The sequence below is a fragment of the Mesorhizobium sp. MC2-1-1 genome (assembly GCF_057597255.1).
This window is the reverse complement of record NZ_CP195205.1, coordinates 3,042,590-3,057,171: the sequence shown is the minus strand read 5'-3', so window position 1 is coordinate 3,057,171 and position 14,582 is coordinate 3,042,590. Positions and strand designations below refer to the sequence as shown.

General features: G+C 62.9%; 12 protein-coding genes. 2 read left to right on the top strand and 10 right to left on the bottom strand.

From position 1 onward, the window contains the following. The 3 genes from ACR64R_RS15200 to ACR64R_RS15190 form a co-directional block, all read right to left on the bottom strand. On the bottom strand, positions 1-1,173 hold the full coding sequence (locus ACR64R_RS15200) for an MFS transporter (RefSeq protein WP_487357179.1): 1,173 nt from the start codon (positions 1,171-1,173) through the stop codon (positions 1-3). A gap of 212 nt (positions 1,174-1,385) precedes the next feature. Then, complete coding sequence (locus tag ACR64R_RS15195; protein WP_487357178.1) at positions 1,386-2,762, bottom strand: FAD-containing oxidoreductase; 1,377 nt, start codon at positions 2,760-2,762, stop codon at positions 1,386-1,388. Beyond that, on the bottom strand, positions 2,759-3,220 hold the full coding sequence (locus ACR64R_RS15190; RefSeq protein WP_487357177.1) for a DUF4126 domain-containing protein: 462 nt from the start codon (positions 3,218-3,220) through the stop codon (positions 2,759-2,761). The genes ACR64R_RS15195 and ACR64R_RS15190 overlap by 4 nt, the downstream gene beginning before the upstream one ends. 182 nt (positions 3,221-3,402) lie before the next feature. Here ACR64R_RS15190 and ACR64R_RS15185 point away from each other — a divergent pair, with 182 nt between their 5' ends. Further along, positions 3,403-3,561 carry a hypothetical protein gene (locus tag ACR64R_RS15185; protein ID WP_487357176.1) on the top strand — a complete coding sequence of 53 codons (159 nt, stop codon included), beginning with the start codon at positions 3,403-3,405 and terminating at the stop codon, positions 3,559-3,561. A 186-nt stretch (positions 3,562-3,747) separates the two neighbouring features. On the opposite strand, the gene ACR64R_RS15180 is transcribed toward ACR64R_RS15185, so the two are convergent. Next, positions 3,748-4,743, bottom strand: coding sequence for a helix-turn-helix domain-containing protein (locus ACR64R_RS15180; RefSeq protein WP_487357175.1), 996 nt, complete (start codon positions 4,741-4,743; stop codon positions 3,748-3,750). Between the two features lie 125 nt (positions 4,744-4,868). Between ACR64R_RS15180 and ACR64R_RS15175 the strand changes: the two genes are divergently transcribed. Continuing rightward, entirely contained in the window at positions 4,869-5,510 is a 642-nt protein-coding gene (locus ACR64R_RS15175) for a cysteine hydrolase family protein (protein ID WP_487357174.1), read from the top strand. 164 nt (positions 5,511-5,674) lie between these two features. Here the strand turns inward: ACR64R_RS15175 and ACR64R_RS15170 are convergent, their stop codons facing one another. From ACR64R_RS15170 to ACR64R_RS15145, 6 genes are all read right to left on the bottom strand, one after another. Further along, positions 5,675-7,354: a formate--tetrahydrofolate ligase gene (locus tag ACR64R_RS15170; protein ID WP_487357173.1), complete on the bottom strand. Its 1,680-nt coding sequence runs from the start codon at positions 7,352-7,354 to the stop codon at positions 5,675-5,677. 319 nt (positions 7,355-7,673) lie between these two features. Further along, the gene (locus tag ACR64R_RS15165) at positions 7,674-8,798 is read right to left on the bottom strand and encodes a DUF2333 family protein (protein WP_487357172.1); all 1,125 of its coding nucleotides are present in this window, start codon (positions 8,796-8,798) and stop codon (positions 7,674-7,676) included. A gap of 103 nt (positions 8,799-8,901) precedes the next feature. Next, the gene (locus tag ACR64R_RS15160; RefSeq protein WP_487357171.1) at positions 8,902-10,206 is read right to left on the bottom strand and encodes a DUF6638 family protein; all 1,305 of its coding nucleotides are present in this window, start codon (positions 10,204-10,206) and stop codon (positions 8,902-8,904) included. A 45-nt stretch (positions 10,207-10,251) separates the two neighbouring features. After that, a complete protein-coding gene (locus tag ACR64R_RS15155; protein WP_487357170.1) occupies positions 10,252-12,162 on the bottom strand; it encodes an AAA family ATPase in 1,911 nt (636 codons plus the stop codon). A gap of 24 nt (positions 12,163-12,186) precedes the next feature. After that, positions 12,187-13,332, bottom strand: coding sequence for a hypothetical protein (locus tag ACR64R_RS15150; protein WP_487357169.1), 1,146 nt, complete (start codon positions 13,330-13,332; stop codon positions 12,187-12,189). 34 nt (positions 13,333-13,366) lie between these two features. Then, complete coding sequence (locus ACR64R_RS15145) at positions 13,367-14,455, bottom strand: hypothetical protein (protein WP_487357168.1); 1,089 nt, start codon at positions 14,453-14,455, stop codon at positions 13,367-13,369. Between the last annotated feature and the right edge of the window lie 127 nt (positions 14,456-14,582).

Here is a 14,582-nt window from a genome sequence, read left to right as displayed (position 1 = left end):
CTATTCGGCCGGCTGCGCCTGGAGCAAAGCGCGGCGATCGAGCGCCTGCGACGATACGGCCACGGCAACGGCCATGAGCGTCAGCGCGGCGCCCACCAGCGGAAGATTGGCGTAGGACACGCCCCAGGAGATGGCGAGGCCGCCGATCCAGGCACCGCCGGCGTTGCCGACATTGAAGGCGCCCTGGTTGAGCGTCGCGGCAAGATTAGGCCCTTCGGAAGCCGCTTCAACGACACGGATCTGCAATGGCGGCACGACGATGAAGATCAGCATGCCCCACAGGAAGACGATTGCCACGGCCACGCTTGCCACGGCACCGAACCCGGTGAAGACGACGAATAGAAGGGCCATGGAGAGCAGCGTGGCGATCACCGTCGGCATCAGCTTCCAGTCGGCCAGCCTGCCGCCGATGATATTGCCGATGGTCATGCCGGCGCCGAACAAGAGCAACACCCAGGTGACGGTTGCCGTCGAAAGGCCGGAGACGTCGGTGAGATACGGCTTGATGTAGGTGAATACCGCGAACAGGCTGGCCGAGGCGAGCGAGGCGATCAGCATCGCCAGCCACACCTGCAGCTTTCCGAGCACGCGCAGTTCGCCGACCAGGCCGCCGCCGCTGGGCTCCGCGACATCCGACGGCACCAGCCATGCGATGGCCGCGACCGAGATCAGACCAATGCCAACCACGGCGAGGAAGGTGGCGCGCCAGCCGAAGGCCTCGCCCAGCGCCGTACCGGCGGGAACGCCCAGGATGTTGGAGAGCGTCAGGCCGGCGAACATCAGCGCGATGGCGCTTGCCCGCTTGTTGCGCGGCACGAGGCTCGCTGCAACGACGGAGCCGATGCCGAAGAAGGCGCCATGGCCGAAAGCGGTGAAGACACGCGCGGCCATAAGCAGCCAATAGCTCGGCGCGATGGCGCAAAAGAGGTTGCCGACAACAAAGAGCGCGGCCAGGCCGACGAGCACCGGTTTGCGCGGCAGGCGCGCGGTCGCCATGGCAACGACCGGCGCGCCGAAGACGACGCCAAGCGCATAGCCGGTGACCAGGAGACCGGCCGAAGGGATCGAGACGCCGAGGTCGGCGGCGACCTCCGGCAGCAAGCCCATGATCACGAATTCGGTGGTGCCGATGCAGAAGGATGCAATGGCAAGCGCTAGGATCGGCAGCGGCATGGGGGGTCCGGTCTGAATCGGTTCAAATTCAAGACTGGCTCTGGATGAGTCCGGCGCACAAGCGTCATTGTTGCAATGCAGCGATGCAGAAAGACCGGAGCGGCTTGATGAGGGGAATCCAAGGGACGACGCCCTGAAATGGATTCATGCGGCGCGCGTTACGCCTTTGTGTTGATTCATGTCGTTGTTCCGGAACGTCCGGTCGAGATGCATCAGGACAACGGCTTCAGCTCCTGGGCGATAGTCGGCAAAAGCTCCGAGACGTTGGGGTGGATGTGCATGGCGCGCGCGAGTGTCGAGATCGGCGCCTTGGCGTACATGAGGTCGAGCACGCAGTGGACCGCCTCGTCGCCGCCCGGCCCGAGCACCGCGCAGCCGAGGATTTCGCCAGTGTCGGCATCGGCCAGGATCTTCATGAAGCCCTGTGTCTCGCCCTTCTCGACGGCGCGGCCGACGCGGGTCATGGGCCGCTGGCCAACCAGCGCACGGCGGCCGGATTTCCTGACGGCGGCCTCCGTCATGCCGCAGCGCCCGAGAGGCGGATCGATGTAGAGGGCGTAGGCTTCGATGCGGTCGCTGACCTTGCGCGGGTCATTGTCGAGCAGGTTGGCGGCGACGATTTCGAAGTCGTTGTAGGAGGTGTGGGTGAAGGCGCCCTTGCCATTGCAGTCACCCATCGCCCAGATGCCGGGCACATTGGTGCGCAACTGGTCGTCGACGATGATGTAGCCGCGCTGGTCCATCGCGATGCCTGCCTTGTCGAGGCCGAGATCGTCGGTGTTCGGAACACGGCCGAGCGCCAGCAGCACGTGTGAGCCCTTTGCCGCCGGCTTGCCGGCAGCAAATGTAACGGCGATGTCGCCGCCTTGTTTGGCAAAGCTTATGTCGCCGGCGCCGACATGAACCGCGATGCCCTCGTTTTCGAGGATCGAAAGGATGGCGGCCGAGGTGTCCTCATCCTCCCGCCCGGTCAGCCGCGGCGCCTTCTCGATGACCGTGACCTCGGAGCCGAAGCGGCGGAACATCTGCGCGAATTCGAGCGAGATGTAGCTGCCGCCGACGACGATGAGATGGCTGGGCAGCACATCGAGATCCATCATCGAGGAATTGGTGAGGTAGGGGATATCGTGAACCCCCGGCAGGTCGGGCACCGAGGCGCGGCCGCCGGTGTTGAGGAAGATCCTCGGCGCGGTCAGCAGATCGTCGCCGACACGCACGGTGTCAGCGGATTCGAACCGGGCATGGCCGCGGTAGAGCGCGCACTTCTCCATGCCCGCGATCCAGGTCTCGAGTCCGGCGCGGGAGGCGCCCGAAACCTTGTCCTTGCGCGCCTTGATCGCCTTGTAGTCGACGCCGACCGGACCGCCGAGCGTCACGCCATAATCGGCGGCGCGGCGGGCGAGATGGGCGGCATAGGCGCTCGCCACCATCGTCTTGGTCGGAATGCAGCCCGTGTTGACGCAGGTGCCGCCGACCAGCTTGCGCTCGATCAGCGCCACGCTCATGCCGGCCGCGTTCAACCGGCCGGCGAGCGGAGTGCCGGCCTGGCCAGCGCCTATGACGATGGCGTCGAAGCTCTTTGGGCTCATGCTACCGCCGCCACGATGAGCAGCCCGCCGATGATGGCAACCGCGTCCTCGATGAAGGCGGCGGGCGGATCCTTACCGAAGGCAGCGGCCAACCGACCGCGCACTTCGGCGCCGCCAAGCGTGCCGATCACCGCGCCGATGGCGCCGGCGATAAGGCCGCCGATGGTGGCGCCGGCGGTAGCGCCGATCACCGCGCCGGTGAAGGCGCCCATGAGGATGCGCGCGCCGAACTGCTGCGGCACCTTGCGGCTCGGCGTCGAGGGCAACTGATCGGTGATCAATTCGACGATCGCCAGGATGGTGAAGATGCCGACGGCAATCCAGTGGCCCATGAAGCTTGCCCACGTGCCTGTGACCGGCAGCCAGCCGAGGTAAGCACCCCAAGCCACGGCCGCGGGCGCGGTCATCGCGCGCAGGCCTGCAACGACACCTATCAGCAGTGCAAGAATGTAAAGCATGATCGCCCCTCGAGATCGGAACCTGAGCCAAGTATCCAAGCTACAGGCTAGCATAGCTCCAGTGTTTGACTACTGGCTTTCTGGTAGCGTCTCAGTTCGAATTTTGTGGATTAATTGGACACGCGGCTGCGGAAGGCATAGCGTGGCGGCTCGCCAGAAGCCCTCCCTGAAAGGAGCGCGCGATGCCAGGCAGATACAACGAGTTCGTGCACCTCGAAAACATCAAGAACTTCGAAAAAAAGCTCGAAACGGAAACAGATCCCGTGAACCGCGAGATGCTCTCGCACCTGCTCGCAGAGGAGAAGGCCCGGAAGCTCTCGCCACCGGTTCCTGAGCCTTAGGCCCGCCCCGTGTATGGCCCGGGCTTGCCCGGTGGCGTGGTTCTGGCCAGCCACGCGCCATAGCGAGAACCTTGTTCGGGCAACGGTTGCCGGCCGCAAGCGCGCGCCGTCGCCGGAATACGTTGGCTGGCCGCAGACCGGAGAATGCAAAAGCGGCCGCGTCGACGCGGCGCCTTGAGAGCCGTCTTACCTCAAGACACGCGCGCTATGTGCTCCGTCCTGATCGGTCCGCCCCGAGAACTCACGCCGATAGTGCATCGGCGACGTTCCGAGCCGCGCGGCGAAATGCTGGCGCAGCGAGGTGGCGCTGCCGAAGCCGGCCTCGAAGGCCACCATATCCATCGGCTTGTCCGTCTGCTCCAGAAGCCGCTGCGCGAGTGCTAAGCGCTGGTCCGCAAGCCAGTAGCCGAAACTGGTTCCGGTCGTTTTCTGGAAGCGACGCGTGAAGGTGCGGCGGGTAAGGCCGGCCTTGGCGGCGACGCTGTCGAGACTGTGCACTTCGCCGGGCGTCGCCCGCACCTGGTCCAGCGCGCGCGTGAACCGGTCCGCATCCGGCGTCGGAGCAAGCGGGCGCTCAATGAACTGCGCCTGGCCGCCTTGCCGGTGCGGCGAAAGCACGACATGGCGCGCCAGCCGGAGTGCCGCTTCCGCGCCGTAGCGGGCGCGCACGATGTGCAGGCAGCAGTCCAGACCGGCGGCGACGCCGGCGGAGGTGATGATGTCGCCATCGTCGACATAGAGCACCTGCGCGTCGATGGCGACGTCGGGATGAAGCTTCTGCAACTGATCCGTATAGGCCCAGTGGGTGGTTGCCTTGCGCCCGGCGAGCAATCCGGCGCCGGCAACGGCGAAGGTGCCGAGGCACAAGCCCACGATCAGCGCGCCGCGCCGATGCGCTCGGTCCAGCGCATCCTTGAACGGCGCGGCAAGGGGAGCATCGAGGTCCTTCCAGCTTGGAATGATGACGATGTCGGCTTTTTCGAGCGCGGCAAGCCCATATGGGACGAGGATGCTCAGGCCGGCATCGGTGCGGATAGGTCCTTCCTCCATAGCGCAGACGCGGAAATCGAAGCGCGGCAGGCCAAGCCTGGTGCGGTCCGTGCCGAACACCAGGCAAGGCACGGATAGATGGAACGGGCTGATGCCGTCGAAGGCGACAACGGCAATGATCGGGGTCTTCATAACAGGCATCGTTGGTTAATTGGCGAAATGTCCCAATTTTTTCGAATGATGTCAATCGGGCCACTTTCGGTTTCAGAAATGCGCGTCTAGCTTTGCGGCATAAACACGGCCGAAAGGATACCGCCATGTCAGCACCAGCCACCCAGCCGCGCCGCGCGCTTGTCGTCATCGATGTCCAGAACGACTACGATGGCGGCAATCTCGCCATCCAGCATCCGCCATTCGCCGAGACGGTCGCCAATGTCGCGCGCGCCATGGATGCCGCCGCCGCGGCCGGCATCCAGATTGTCGTCGTCAGGCAGATGGCCCCCGAAAGCTCGCCGATCTTTGCCAAGGGCAGCCATGGCGGCGAGTTGCATACGGAGATCGCAAGGCGCGGCCGCGACCACTATGTCGAGAAGACGATGCCATCTGCCTTCACCGGCACGGATCTAGAGGCCTGGCTGCGCGCCAACGCCATCGATACGATCGCGGTCGTCGGCTATATGACCCACAATTGCGATCTGTCGACCATCATCCATGCCGTGCATATGGGCTTTGCCGTCGAGTTCCTTTCGGATGCCAGCGGCTCGGTGCCCTACGCCAACAGCGCCGGCTACGCGTCGGCCGAGGACATCCACCGGGTGGTGAGTGTCGTTCTGCAGTCGCGCTTCGCCGCGGTGTTGAAGACTGCCGAGTGGATCGATTGCCTGGCGACCGGCACGCTGCCGGAGCGGGATACGATCTATGCATCGAACCAGCGGGCCCTGCAGCGGAACGCTGCCTGACCATAACGGGCTTCGTGCCGGGCTTGGTTGTCGGGAGACAAGAGACCACATCCCGTGATCCTCTCGTCTCCGGATTGGCCGGCTGAAGGTGGCGCAAGAGATCCGGTAAGCAAAGGGCGCCGCGGTAGCGCGACGCCCTCGATCGTCCGCGGTCCGGAAGATGCTTAGAACAGGCCCTCGATCTGGCCCTGTTCGTTGAGGAAGATCTTTTCCGAGGACGGCGCCTTGGGCAGGCCAGGCATGGTCATGACCTCGCCGCAGATGATGACGACGAAGCCGGCGCCCGCCGAAAGCCTGACTTCGCGCACCGGCACGGTGTGGCCGGTCGGCGCACCGCGCAGGTTCGGATCGGTCGAGAAGGAGTACTGCGTCTTGGCCATGCAGACCGGCAGGTTGCCGTAGCCGGCCTGCTCCCAGGCATGCAACTGGTCGCGGATCGACTTGTCGGCGATCGCCTCGTCGCCGCGGTAGATACGCTTGACGATGGTGTTAACCTTCTCGAACAGCGGCATCTCGTCGGGATAGAGCGGCGAGAATTGCGAGGCGCCGGATTCAGCGATCTCGACGACCTTCTTCGCCAGGTCTTCGATGCCAGCCGAGCCCTGCGCCCAGTGCTTGCAAAGGATCGCCTCGGCGCCCTGCGCCTTGACGAATTCCTTCATCGCCTGGATCTCGGCCTCGGTGTCGGTGGTGAAGTGGTTGATCGCCACCACGGCCGGTACGCCGAACTGCTTCACGTTCTCGATGTGGCGGCCGAGGTTGAGGCAGCCCTTCTTGACCGCCTCGATGTTCTCTTTGCCGAGCTCCTCCTTCTTGACACCGCCGTTCATCTTCATGGCGCGCACGGTGGCGACGATGACCGCCGCCGACGGCTTCAGCCCCGCTTTGCGGCATTTGATGTCGAAGAACTTTTCAGCGCCGAGGTCGGCGCCGAAGCCGGCTTCGGTGACGACGTAATCGGCGAGCTTAAGCGCGGTCGTGGTGGCGACGACCGAGTTGCAGCCATGCGCGATATTGGCGAACGGGCCGCCATGCACAAAGGCCGGGTTGTTCTCCAGCGTCTGCACCAGGTTGGGCTGCATGGCGTCCTTGAGCAGAACCGCCATGGCGCCGTCGGCCTTGAGGTCGCGGGCATAGACCGGCGACTTGTCGCGGCGGTAGGCGACGATGATGTCGCCGAGGCGCTTCTCGAGGTCCTTGAGGTCGGTGGCGAGGCACAGGATCGCCATCACTTCCGAGGCGACGGTGATGTCGAAGCCGGCTTCGCGCGGATAGCCGTTGGCGACGCCGCCCAGCGAGCAGATGATCTCGCGCAGCGCGCGGTCGTTCATGTCCATGACGCGGCGCCAGGCGACGCGGCGGGTGTCGATGCCGAGTTCGTTGCCCCAGTAGATGTGGTTGTCGATCAGCGCCGAAAGCAGGTTATGCGCCGTTGTGATGGCGTGGAAGTCGCCGGTGAAGTGGAGGTTCATGTCCTCCATCGGCACCACCTGGGCGAGGCCGCCGCCGGCGGCACCGCCCTTGACGCCGAAATTCGGGCCGAGCGAGGCTTCGCGGATGCAGATGATCGCCTTCTTGCCGATGCGGTTCAGGCCGTCGCCAAGGCCAACAGTGGTGGTCGTCTTGCCTTCGCCGGCGGGCGTCGGGTTGATGGCGGTGACCAGGATCAGCTTGCCGTCCTTGTTGCCTTTCACCGACTTGATGAACTCGGCCGAGACCTTGGCCTTGTCGTGACCATAGGGCAGCAGATGTTCGTTCGGGATGCCGATCCTGGCGCCGATTTCCTGGATCGGTTTCTTCTTGGCGGCGCGCGCGATCTCGATGTCGGACTTCACTTCGGCCATGACGGCTTTCCTCTGGATTGGGCGGTGGAAGGGACGGTTCTGATCATGTTTGCATGTTAGAAACGAAGCACAGGCGCAGGGGTGTTTTCTAACCCTGTCGCTGCCGCGGCGTCAACTTCCATGCAACTATGTTTCCTGTAAAGAAAGAATGCTGCTGTTCCCGGTCCGACCCGCTTCGGGTCTTCGTCGCCCGGTCCGTTTGCGGCGTATAGAAGCCAGAGCGGGAGCGGCTCCGCCGTCTCAAAACAGCCGCCTAATGCGCGGAATGCGACAGATGCGACGGCGCAAATCCGCCATCGCCGTGCCGCCTCGACACGCGTTACTGCGTCAGCACGTTGCTGATCTCGACCATGTTGGAGCGCACTCTGAGGATGTAGAAGCCCATCGTCGTCAGATGCGTCGGCAACAGCCAGCCATCCTCGCGGCCATTGGCGATGATGAAGGGCTGGATGCGCAGGGCCGAGACGAATTGCGCGTCCATCGTATCCCACAGGCTCTGCAGGTGCTTTTCCTTGATCACGTCCTCGAAGTCGGCCTGGGCGCCCTTCATCAGGCCGTAATAGGCGTAGAGCTGGCCATAGGCGAACCAGAAGCGGTCGTCGGCCCGGGTATCGAACCAGCCGTTGTTGTGGTTTTCGGCACGCTCCTTGAGGATCGCCGAGGTCGAGCCGATGTCGGAAGCGATGCGGTCGATATACTGCTTAAGGTTGTCGGCGCGCGCGTCGAACGTCGCCTGGCACGTGGCGAGACGCGCATTGAACGAACGCAGCTTGCGCACCGCGTCGCGATAGTAGCTCGGCGTAGGAGTCTTCGGGCCGAACGGGTTCAGGCCGAAATACCAGGTATACTCGTCGAATTGCAGATTGCCGCGCGCATCCTGCAGGTCGGAATCGATCTGCGAAGTCGTGCGCACGCGGCCCAGATTGTCGGCAAGCTCGGTGGCGGTGCGCCGCACCGCCTGGTTGATGCCGCGCTGGAAGGAGGCCTTGTTGTCCATCCACGGCGTGTTGTCCCAGTCGATGCCGAACAGGCCGAGCTTGTAGAGGATCATCGACGAGATCCAGGCATTCTGATTGACGTTGAAGTCGGTCAGATCGGCGGCAACCTGGGCGATCGCCGAGTTGCCGCAGGTCTTGGCCGTGTCGGTGCCGGTGCCGGCGGAAACCTGCTCTCCGGCGGAAACGTTGCGTTTCTCGAAAGTGTAGGCGTCGGGATAGTTTGGGTTGAAATTGTTCCACCACTGTGTGGCGTAGAAGAAATTGGCGTAGAGGCCGAGCAGCACCAGAAGGGCAAGGCCGACCACCGCCTTGAGTATCCAGCCACGCTGTCTGTACCAGCGGCCGATCCACATGAACGGCCACAGGATAACGCCGATCACGAAGCCGATGCCGCGGCCGATCCATTGGAAGATCTGGGTGAAGAAGTTCACGATCGGATCGAGCATGGCTGTGGCACCCCCTTAGCATGATGCCAAAAAGTTGCAGACTCTTTGGGTAACATCATGCGCCAAAACAACAAGTCAGAACGAAATGACGGTTCATTTCGTTCTAGTCAGTCAAGCCGTAAAGGCGCGCGCGGAACGCCGCCTTGTCCTTCAAATATGTGGTTTTCAGAACGTCCACAACATGGCTTCGCCAAGCGTCGCTGAAGCCGTCATAGTCCTTGTAGAAGCCCGGCTTGTTGAAGACGTAACGCGAGACGAAATCCTGCGGCACGAAATCCGAGATCAGCTGGTTGGTCAGCCAGGCATCGGGATGATCGGGCTTGGCGCGCACGACCAGGAAGCGCTGGCGCGGGGGCACATCCTCGATCTTGAGATGGCCGAGCTGCACGATCTCGCGCTTGGCGGCGTTGAGGAAAGGGAAGTTCCCGTCCTGGGCGATAAGGTCGGCATGGCCGTGGATCCAGGTCTGCAGCCAGACCTTGTCGACATCGGTCAGGTTGCGGTTGGGTTCGGCCTCGCGGATCAGTGCGCGCACGACCATCTCGGCGCGGTGTTCGAGATAGCCGGAGGCCTCGATCCACGAGGCGCGCGGCAGGTCGAGACGCCCCGTGGCGGCAAGGAAGCGGAACACCTTGTCGGCGTCGTTGATCGACAGATAGCTCACCTGCCAGGGGCGTGAGCGGCGGAAGCCGGGAGCGGCCGGATCGCAGATCACCGTCGTCATGTCCGGATCGACAAAGACATAGAGCCCGCCGAAATGGCTGGTCCAGTAGGCATTGTGGCGGAAGATCACCTGGTCCGGCACCAGTGCGTTCTCGCGAATGTCGCCGCAGACCTTGGCCAGATCGACCATGCGCTGAAGCATGGCGTTGTCGCGCCAGGCGTCGGGCTCCTGCTTCAGCCGGTCGACGAGCTTGCCGAGCTCGGCTGCCTTGCCCAGCACGTCCTCGGCCGACAGCACCTTGAACTCGACCTGGTTGATCGCGAGCAGGTCCTCGATGTCGTTGACCTTCGGAACGGAGTCCTCGATCTCGCCGTAGATCACGTCCTTGATGGTCAGCGCGTCGATGGCGCGCTGGTTCTTGGACATGAACTCGAACATCAGCTGCGAGGTGTTGGAGAAGGCGGTGTGCACCACCGGCAGGTCGATCTGCGAGGGCGTCAGGATGATGAAGCGGCGGTTGACCTCGTTGGGGTCGAGATAGTCGTAGTCGTCACATTCCTCGGCGATTTCGGGCGAGAAGCCGGTACGGTCGATCTGGAAGCTTACCAGCCTGGTTGGCGCGAGGCCAAAGGCAACGAGCGCCTTGTTGTAGCGTTGGATGAGATGCGGCTCGTCGACGGTGAGCAACCTGCCGTAGAAAAGTTCGTTGTCGCGCAGAAGGTCGGGCTTTTTGGCGGTTTTCATCTTTCCTTCTCCCCGTTCACGGGGAGAAGGGGGCGTTGGCGCAGCTTACGCATTCCACAGCCCCTTCTTCCTCAACTCCTCCATCTCGCGCGCCGCGCGTTCGCGCAGGCGTGCGTCGCGCAGGAGCTTCTCGACCGCGGCATCGTCGGACTTGTCGGAATAGCGGAATTCGGAATCGGCGTAGCGGTTGATCTCCTGCATGACCATGTCCATCGAGAACGGCCCGCGCAGTTCCTCGATCATCGCCTTCTTGTCGTCGTAGCTCTTGTGCATGAAGGCTTCCGGTTTCTCGAACCATTCGTCCGGCAACTCGATGTCCATGGCGCGCATCTTGATGGCGTCGGTGACGTTCTTGATGGCGCGGCCGGTGAAGCGCGGCTCGGCATCCTTGATCATGTGCAGATAGGTGCCGACGTCCGCCATGGTCTTCGGCGCGCCGTTCTCCTTCACATAGCGCTCGTAGACCTTCATCAGCCCCTCTTCCCGAGGCTTCGCGTGCTCTTCGTAAGCCTCGCTCACCGCACGCTGGATTTCCTGCGCGGCATAGAGTTCGTGCTTGCCCAGCGGGATTTTGTGGTTCTTGCCGGCAAGCAACACGAAGATGTCGATGTAGTCGTCGCGCGTCTGCGGGCCATCGACCAGCCAGCGCGCGCCGGCGCGCTGGCGCAGCGCGTCGTCGACATTCTCGGGATAGTTGGAGAACATACCGAAGGAGCAGTTGCCGCGCACGACCGTCGAGGCGCCGGCGAAGGCATCCATAAGGACGCCGGTGATCTCCTGCTGTCCGGCCGACGCGCGATCGTCGGAGCGGCGTGCCGCCACCTGGTCGATGTCGTCGATGGTGCCGAAGCCGATGACGCGCGGATTGAGAACGTTGTTGATGAACTGGCGGCAATTCTGACCCGACTTGCCCTGGTAGGACGAAATCTGGTCGACGCCGAAATTCTCATAGGCGAAAGGATAGCCGGCCACCTGACAGTAGCCATTGACCAGGCCGGCTATCATCTGAATGAGAGTCGTCTTGCCGGTGCCGGGCGCGCCGTCGCCGATGAAGGTGAACAGGAAGCCACCGAGCTCGACGAAGGGGTTCAATTCGCGCTCGAAGTCATAGGCCATCAGCATCTTGGCGAGCTTGACCGACTGGTACTTGGCGATGTGGTTGCCGACCACCTCTTCCGGCTTCTTGAAGGTCATCACCAGCGGCTTGGAACGCTTGCCGGGCGCGACGTCGAAGCCGTCGAGGGTGAAATCGTCGACATCGATGCGGATATGCGCATTCTCGAACGGGCCGATGCCGTCGAAGCGGCCTTTTCGCGCCAAGAGCCCGTCGATGGCGACGCGGGCAAAAGCCCGTGCCCGGGTCATCAGGTCGGCGTCGTCCTTCGAGCCGGCGATCGCCTTGTCGAGGCCGGCGACGATCGACTTCACCGCATCCTGCGGCGTGTCGAACAGGAAGTCGGGCTCAGGGCTGTCGTTGGGCGCCTCGCCATCGCTGTCGATCAGCTGGAACAGGTAGGAAGCGAAACTGAAGGCCGAGATGTAAGCCGACGCCGACAGGAGCTTTTTGAAGGTGGCGGCCTCGTCGCCTTCCAGCGGGGCGCGCGTGTTCTTTGCCTGCAGGCCTTCGAGGTCGGAGCCCTCGGCGAAGACGTCCGATATGGCGAGCGCGATCGCCAGGCCGCGCCGGGCGCGGTAGAGCAGCGTATGTTGCGGGATGCTCATCAACTGGTCGTCGGGATGAATGGCCGCAACCGTCTTCGAGAGCTCGACCTCGCGCGTGCGGCGCACCGAACCGACAGACACGGTCGAGACGAAGCGGCGATTGGTGCCGGCGAGCGCGGTGCCCGATTCGCGCGACGAATCCTCCAGCACGACGATGCGAGTGATGAAGCTCTGCGCAATCGCGCGATGCTTTTCGATTGCGGCTTCCGAGATTGTTGTCAGGCCGGTGTCCATGAAGGATGCTCCGCGGTTTGACGGTCAGACGTCGCTGATGACCTGCCCGTTGGACAGGACGTGAACCTTGTAGCCGGAAAAGATCTTCTGCGCCTCGCCCGCTGCATAGAGCGCCTGGTAGGCCTCGTGTGGGATCAGCGCGTGATTCTCGTAGCTCGACACGCCCTGGCGAGCCGCTTCGAGATCGTCGGTGTTGATGAAGAACTCCTGCGTGGTCTTCTCGCTGGAGAAAAGGCCCCTGCGGCCGGGCTTTTCGCCCTTGGAAAAGACCTCCTGGATGGTCCAGGTGAGCAGCCATGCGTTCTCCGGCTTGCGCACCTTGGCCAGCACCTCGGTCACGGTCGAATTGTTGTCGGTGATGCCGGCCGAGTAGAAGGGCCCGAGCACCACCCGCCGTAGCTGCTTCGGGTGCAGCGGCTCGAAATCCTTGTCGAGATTGACGGCAATGGTCGCCGGCGAGAGCGTGTAGGCCGAGTTCTTTTCGGTGAAGTCGTCGAAGCGGTGCGCAAGCTCAGGGTTAAGCAGGCCGTCGACGGGAAGCGGTATGTCAACCTTCTCGTTCAGCTTGCCGTTCGCGTCGACCAACTGGCGCACCATGCTTTCGGAGGAGTCTTCCACCGTAACCATGTAGACCAGCGGCAGGTTGGCGCTGCCGTCGAAGGTGGCCCAGTGGACAAGGTAATAGGGCCGCATGGTCTTCGGGTTGACCGAGACCTTGGCCGTCTGCGCCAGCGTGAACGGGCCGAAGGTCGCCTCGCTCCTGACGTCCTCCAGATAGAGCCGCTCGGCCATCGATCTCTGCAGCGCTTCGGGAAATTCCTTGTGGCGCAAGATGAAGTCGGCCATCTCCTCGCGCAGCTCCGCGGCCTGAGGGATGTTGGCAAGCCTGGCATCGGCCTGCTGGCGGTCGTTTTCCAGCTCAAGCAGGTTCTGGAACACCGGATACCCGCTATCGGCGCGCGAAATGCGGAAAGTGTCCATGAAACCCAGGCGGTTGCGCCAGCAGGCAAAGGACTTGTCCAGCCGCGCGATATATTCCGCGACGATCCTGGCGACGATGCCATGCCGGTACAGCGGCGAGCGGTCGTCGCGCATGAACACTTCCAGCCCGCTCAGCGCGGCCGTGATGGCGGAGAAGTAGCGGGCCGCCGCGTCGTTTTCAGATGTCATGTGGCTGCCGTGGAAATGAAATCAGCGGCGCCGCCTATTGCTGCACATAGTTGGCGGCGTTGTGCTTCTTCATCACATCGTCGAAGCGGCGCGCGAAGGCATCGTCGGCAAGCTTCTTGCGGCGCTGGATGTCGGCTGAAGCCACCATGTTCTTCTCATGCATTTCAAGCAAATCGCCGATGTGCTTCTGCGAGGCCGCGCCGATGCCAGCCATCGTCTCCTCGGCGGTGTTGTCGACCTTGCTGCCCAGCGTGTTGATCTTGTGGGCGACGTCCTGTTGGGCGGCCGTCTTCAGTGAATCTTCCAGGGCCTTGTAGAGAACGATGCGTTGCTCGGTGTCGATGGTCAGCTTGTTGATCAGCGTCGACTGCGCGGCGATCTGGTTGTTGAGTGAATCGACGAAAGTCTGGAACATCGAGGTGTAGCGCTCGAGCGTCTGGCTTTCGGCCAGAAGTTCCTGCTCCTTGGCCTGCTTCTCGTTGTATTCGGTCGCCATTTTCGAGCGCTCGCCCTCAAGCTCGGTACGCTCCTTCTGCGTGGTCGAGGCGGCGATCTTGTTCTCGATGTCGAGCAGCAGGGGGTTCAATGCCTCGATGCGCTTCTGCACTGCTTCCAGATTGGTCATGGTCACCTTGCGGCGCTCGATCACCTGCGACAGGCTGGTCTCGGAAGTCTTGTAGCGCTGGTCGAGGACCTGTTTCTGCGCCTTCAGGATGCCGACGATGGTATCCGACTTCGCCAAAAGCTCCTGAAGGTTGCCGGCCAGCGACATGTTGCGGACGCGGTCGGTGCGCATGCGCTGCTTGCGCTGCGCCGAAAAGACGCCGACGAAGTTTTCCCAGCCGGTGTAGTTCTTCATGCTCTCGAATTCGGTGCCGAAGACATTGGTTGCGTCCTCCAGCCCGATGATCAGGTCGGCGATGTTGCCTTCCATGACCTTCTGCTGCTTCAACACATCCTCGATGCGGGCGTTCTCGATGTCGAAATCAGCATCGCCGATCTTCTTGTCGGCCTGCGCGAGCGTGTCGAGAACGGTGCCGGACTGCTCGATCTTGGCGCGCATATCCTCGACGACCTGCCTGGTCTTTACAATTTCGGCATCGAAATTCTGCAATGTCACCATTGGGGCCTCCCGCTTCGGCATCCTGTCTCGTATCGCACGTGGCGGCGAATATATGGGGGGCCTCAATGGATTGAAAGAAGGAAGACCGAGAGAGGCGTCAAAACAAAGAACTGGTTAGGCCCTTGAA

Excerpts from the sequence above, each read along its gene's own strand:
- ACR64R_RS15145 (WP_487357168.1), bottom strand. The coding sequence starts at position 14,455 with ATGGTGACATTGCAGAATTTCGATGCCGAAATTGTAAAGACCAGGCAG.
- ACR64R_RS15150 (WP_487357169.1), bottom strand. The coding sequence starts at position 13,332 with ATGACATCTGAAAACGACGCGGCGGCCCGCTACTTCTCCGCCATCACG.
- ACR64R_RS15170 (WP_487357173.1), bottom strand. The coding sequence starts at position 7,354 with ATGGCCGAAGTGAAGTCCGACATCGAGATCGCGCGCGCCGCCAAGAAG.
- ACR64R_RS15190 (WP_487357177.1), bottom strand. The coding sequence starts at position 3,220 with ATGCTTTACATTCTTGCACTGCTGATAGGTGTCGTTGCAGGCCTGCGC.
- ACR64R_RS15195 (WP_487357178.1), bottom strand. The coding sequence starts at position 2,762 with ATGAGCCCAAAGAGCTTCGACGCCATCGTCATAGGCGCTGGCCAGGCC.
- ACR64R_RS15185 (WP_487357176.1), top strand. The coding sequence starts at position 3,403 with ATGCCAGGCAGATACAACGAGTTCGTGCACCTCGAAAACATCAAGAAC.
- ACR64R_RS15165 (WP_487357172.1), bottom strand. The coding sequence starts at position 8,798 with ATGCTCGATCCGATCGTGAACTTCTTCACCCAGATCTTCCAATGGATC.
- ACR64R_RS15180 (WP_487357175.1), bottom strand. The coding sequence starts at position 4,743 with ATGAAGACCCCGATCATTGCCGTTGTCGCCTTCGACGGCATCAGCCCG.
- ACR64R_RS15160 (WP_487357171.1), bottom strand. The coding sequence starts at position 10,206 with ATGAAAACCGCCAAAAAGCCCGACCTTCTGCGCGACAACGAACTTTTC.
- ACR64R_RS15200 (WP_487357179.1), bottom strand. The coding sequence starts at position 1,173 with ATGCCGCTGCCGATCCTAGCGCTTGCCATTGCATCCTTCTGCATCGGC.
- ACR64R_RS15155 (WP_487357170.1), bottom strand. The coding sequence starts at position 12,162 with ATGGACACCGGCCTGACAACAATCTCGGAAGCCGCAATCGAAAAGCAT.
- ACR64R_RS15175 (WP_487357174.1), top strand. The coding sequence starts at position 4,869 with ATGTCAGCACCAGCCACCCAGCCGCGCCGCGCGCTTGTCGTCATCGAT.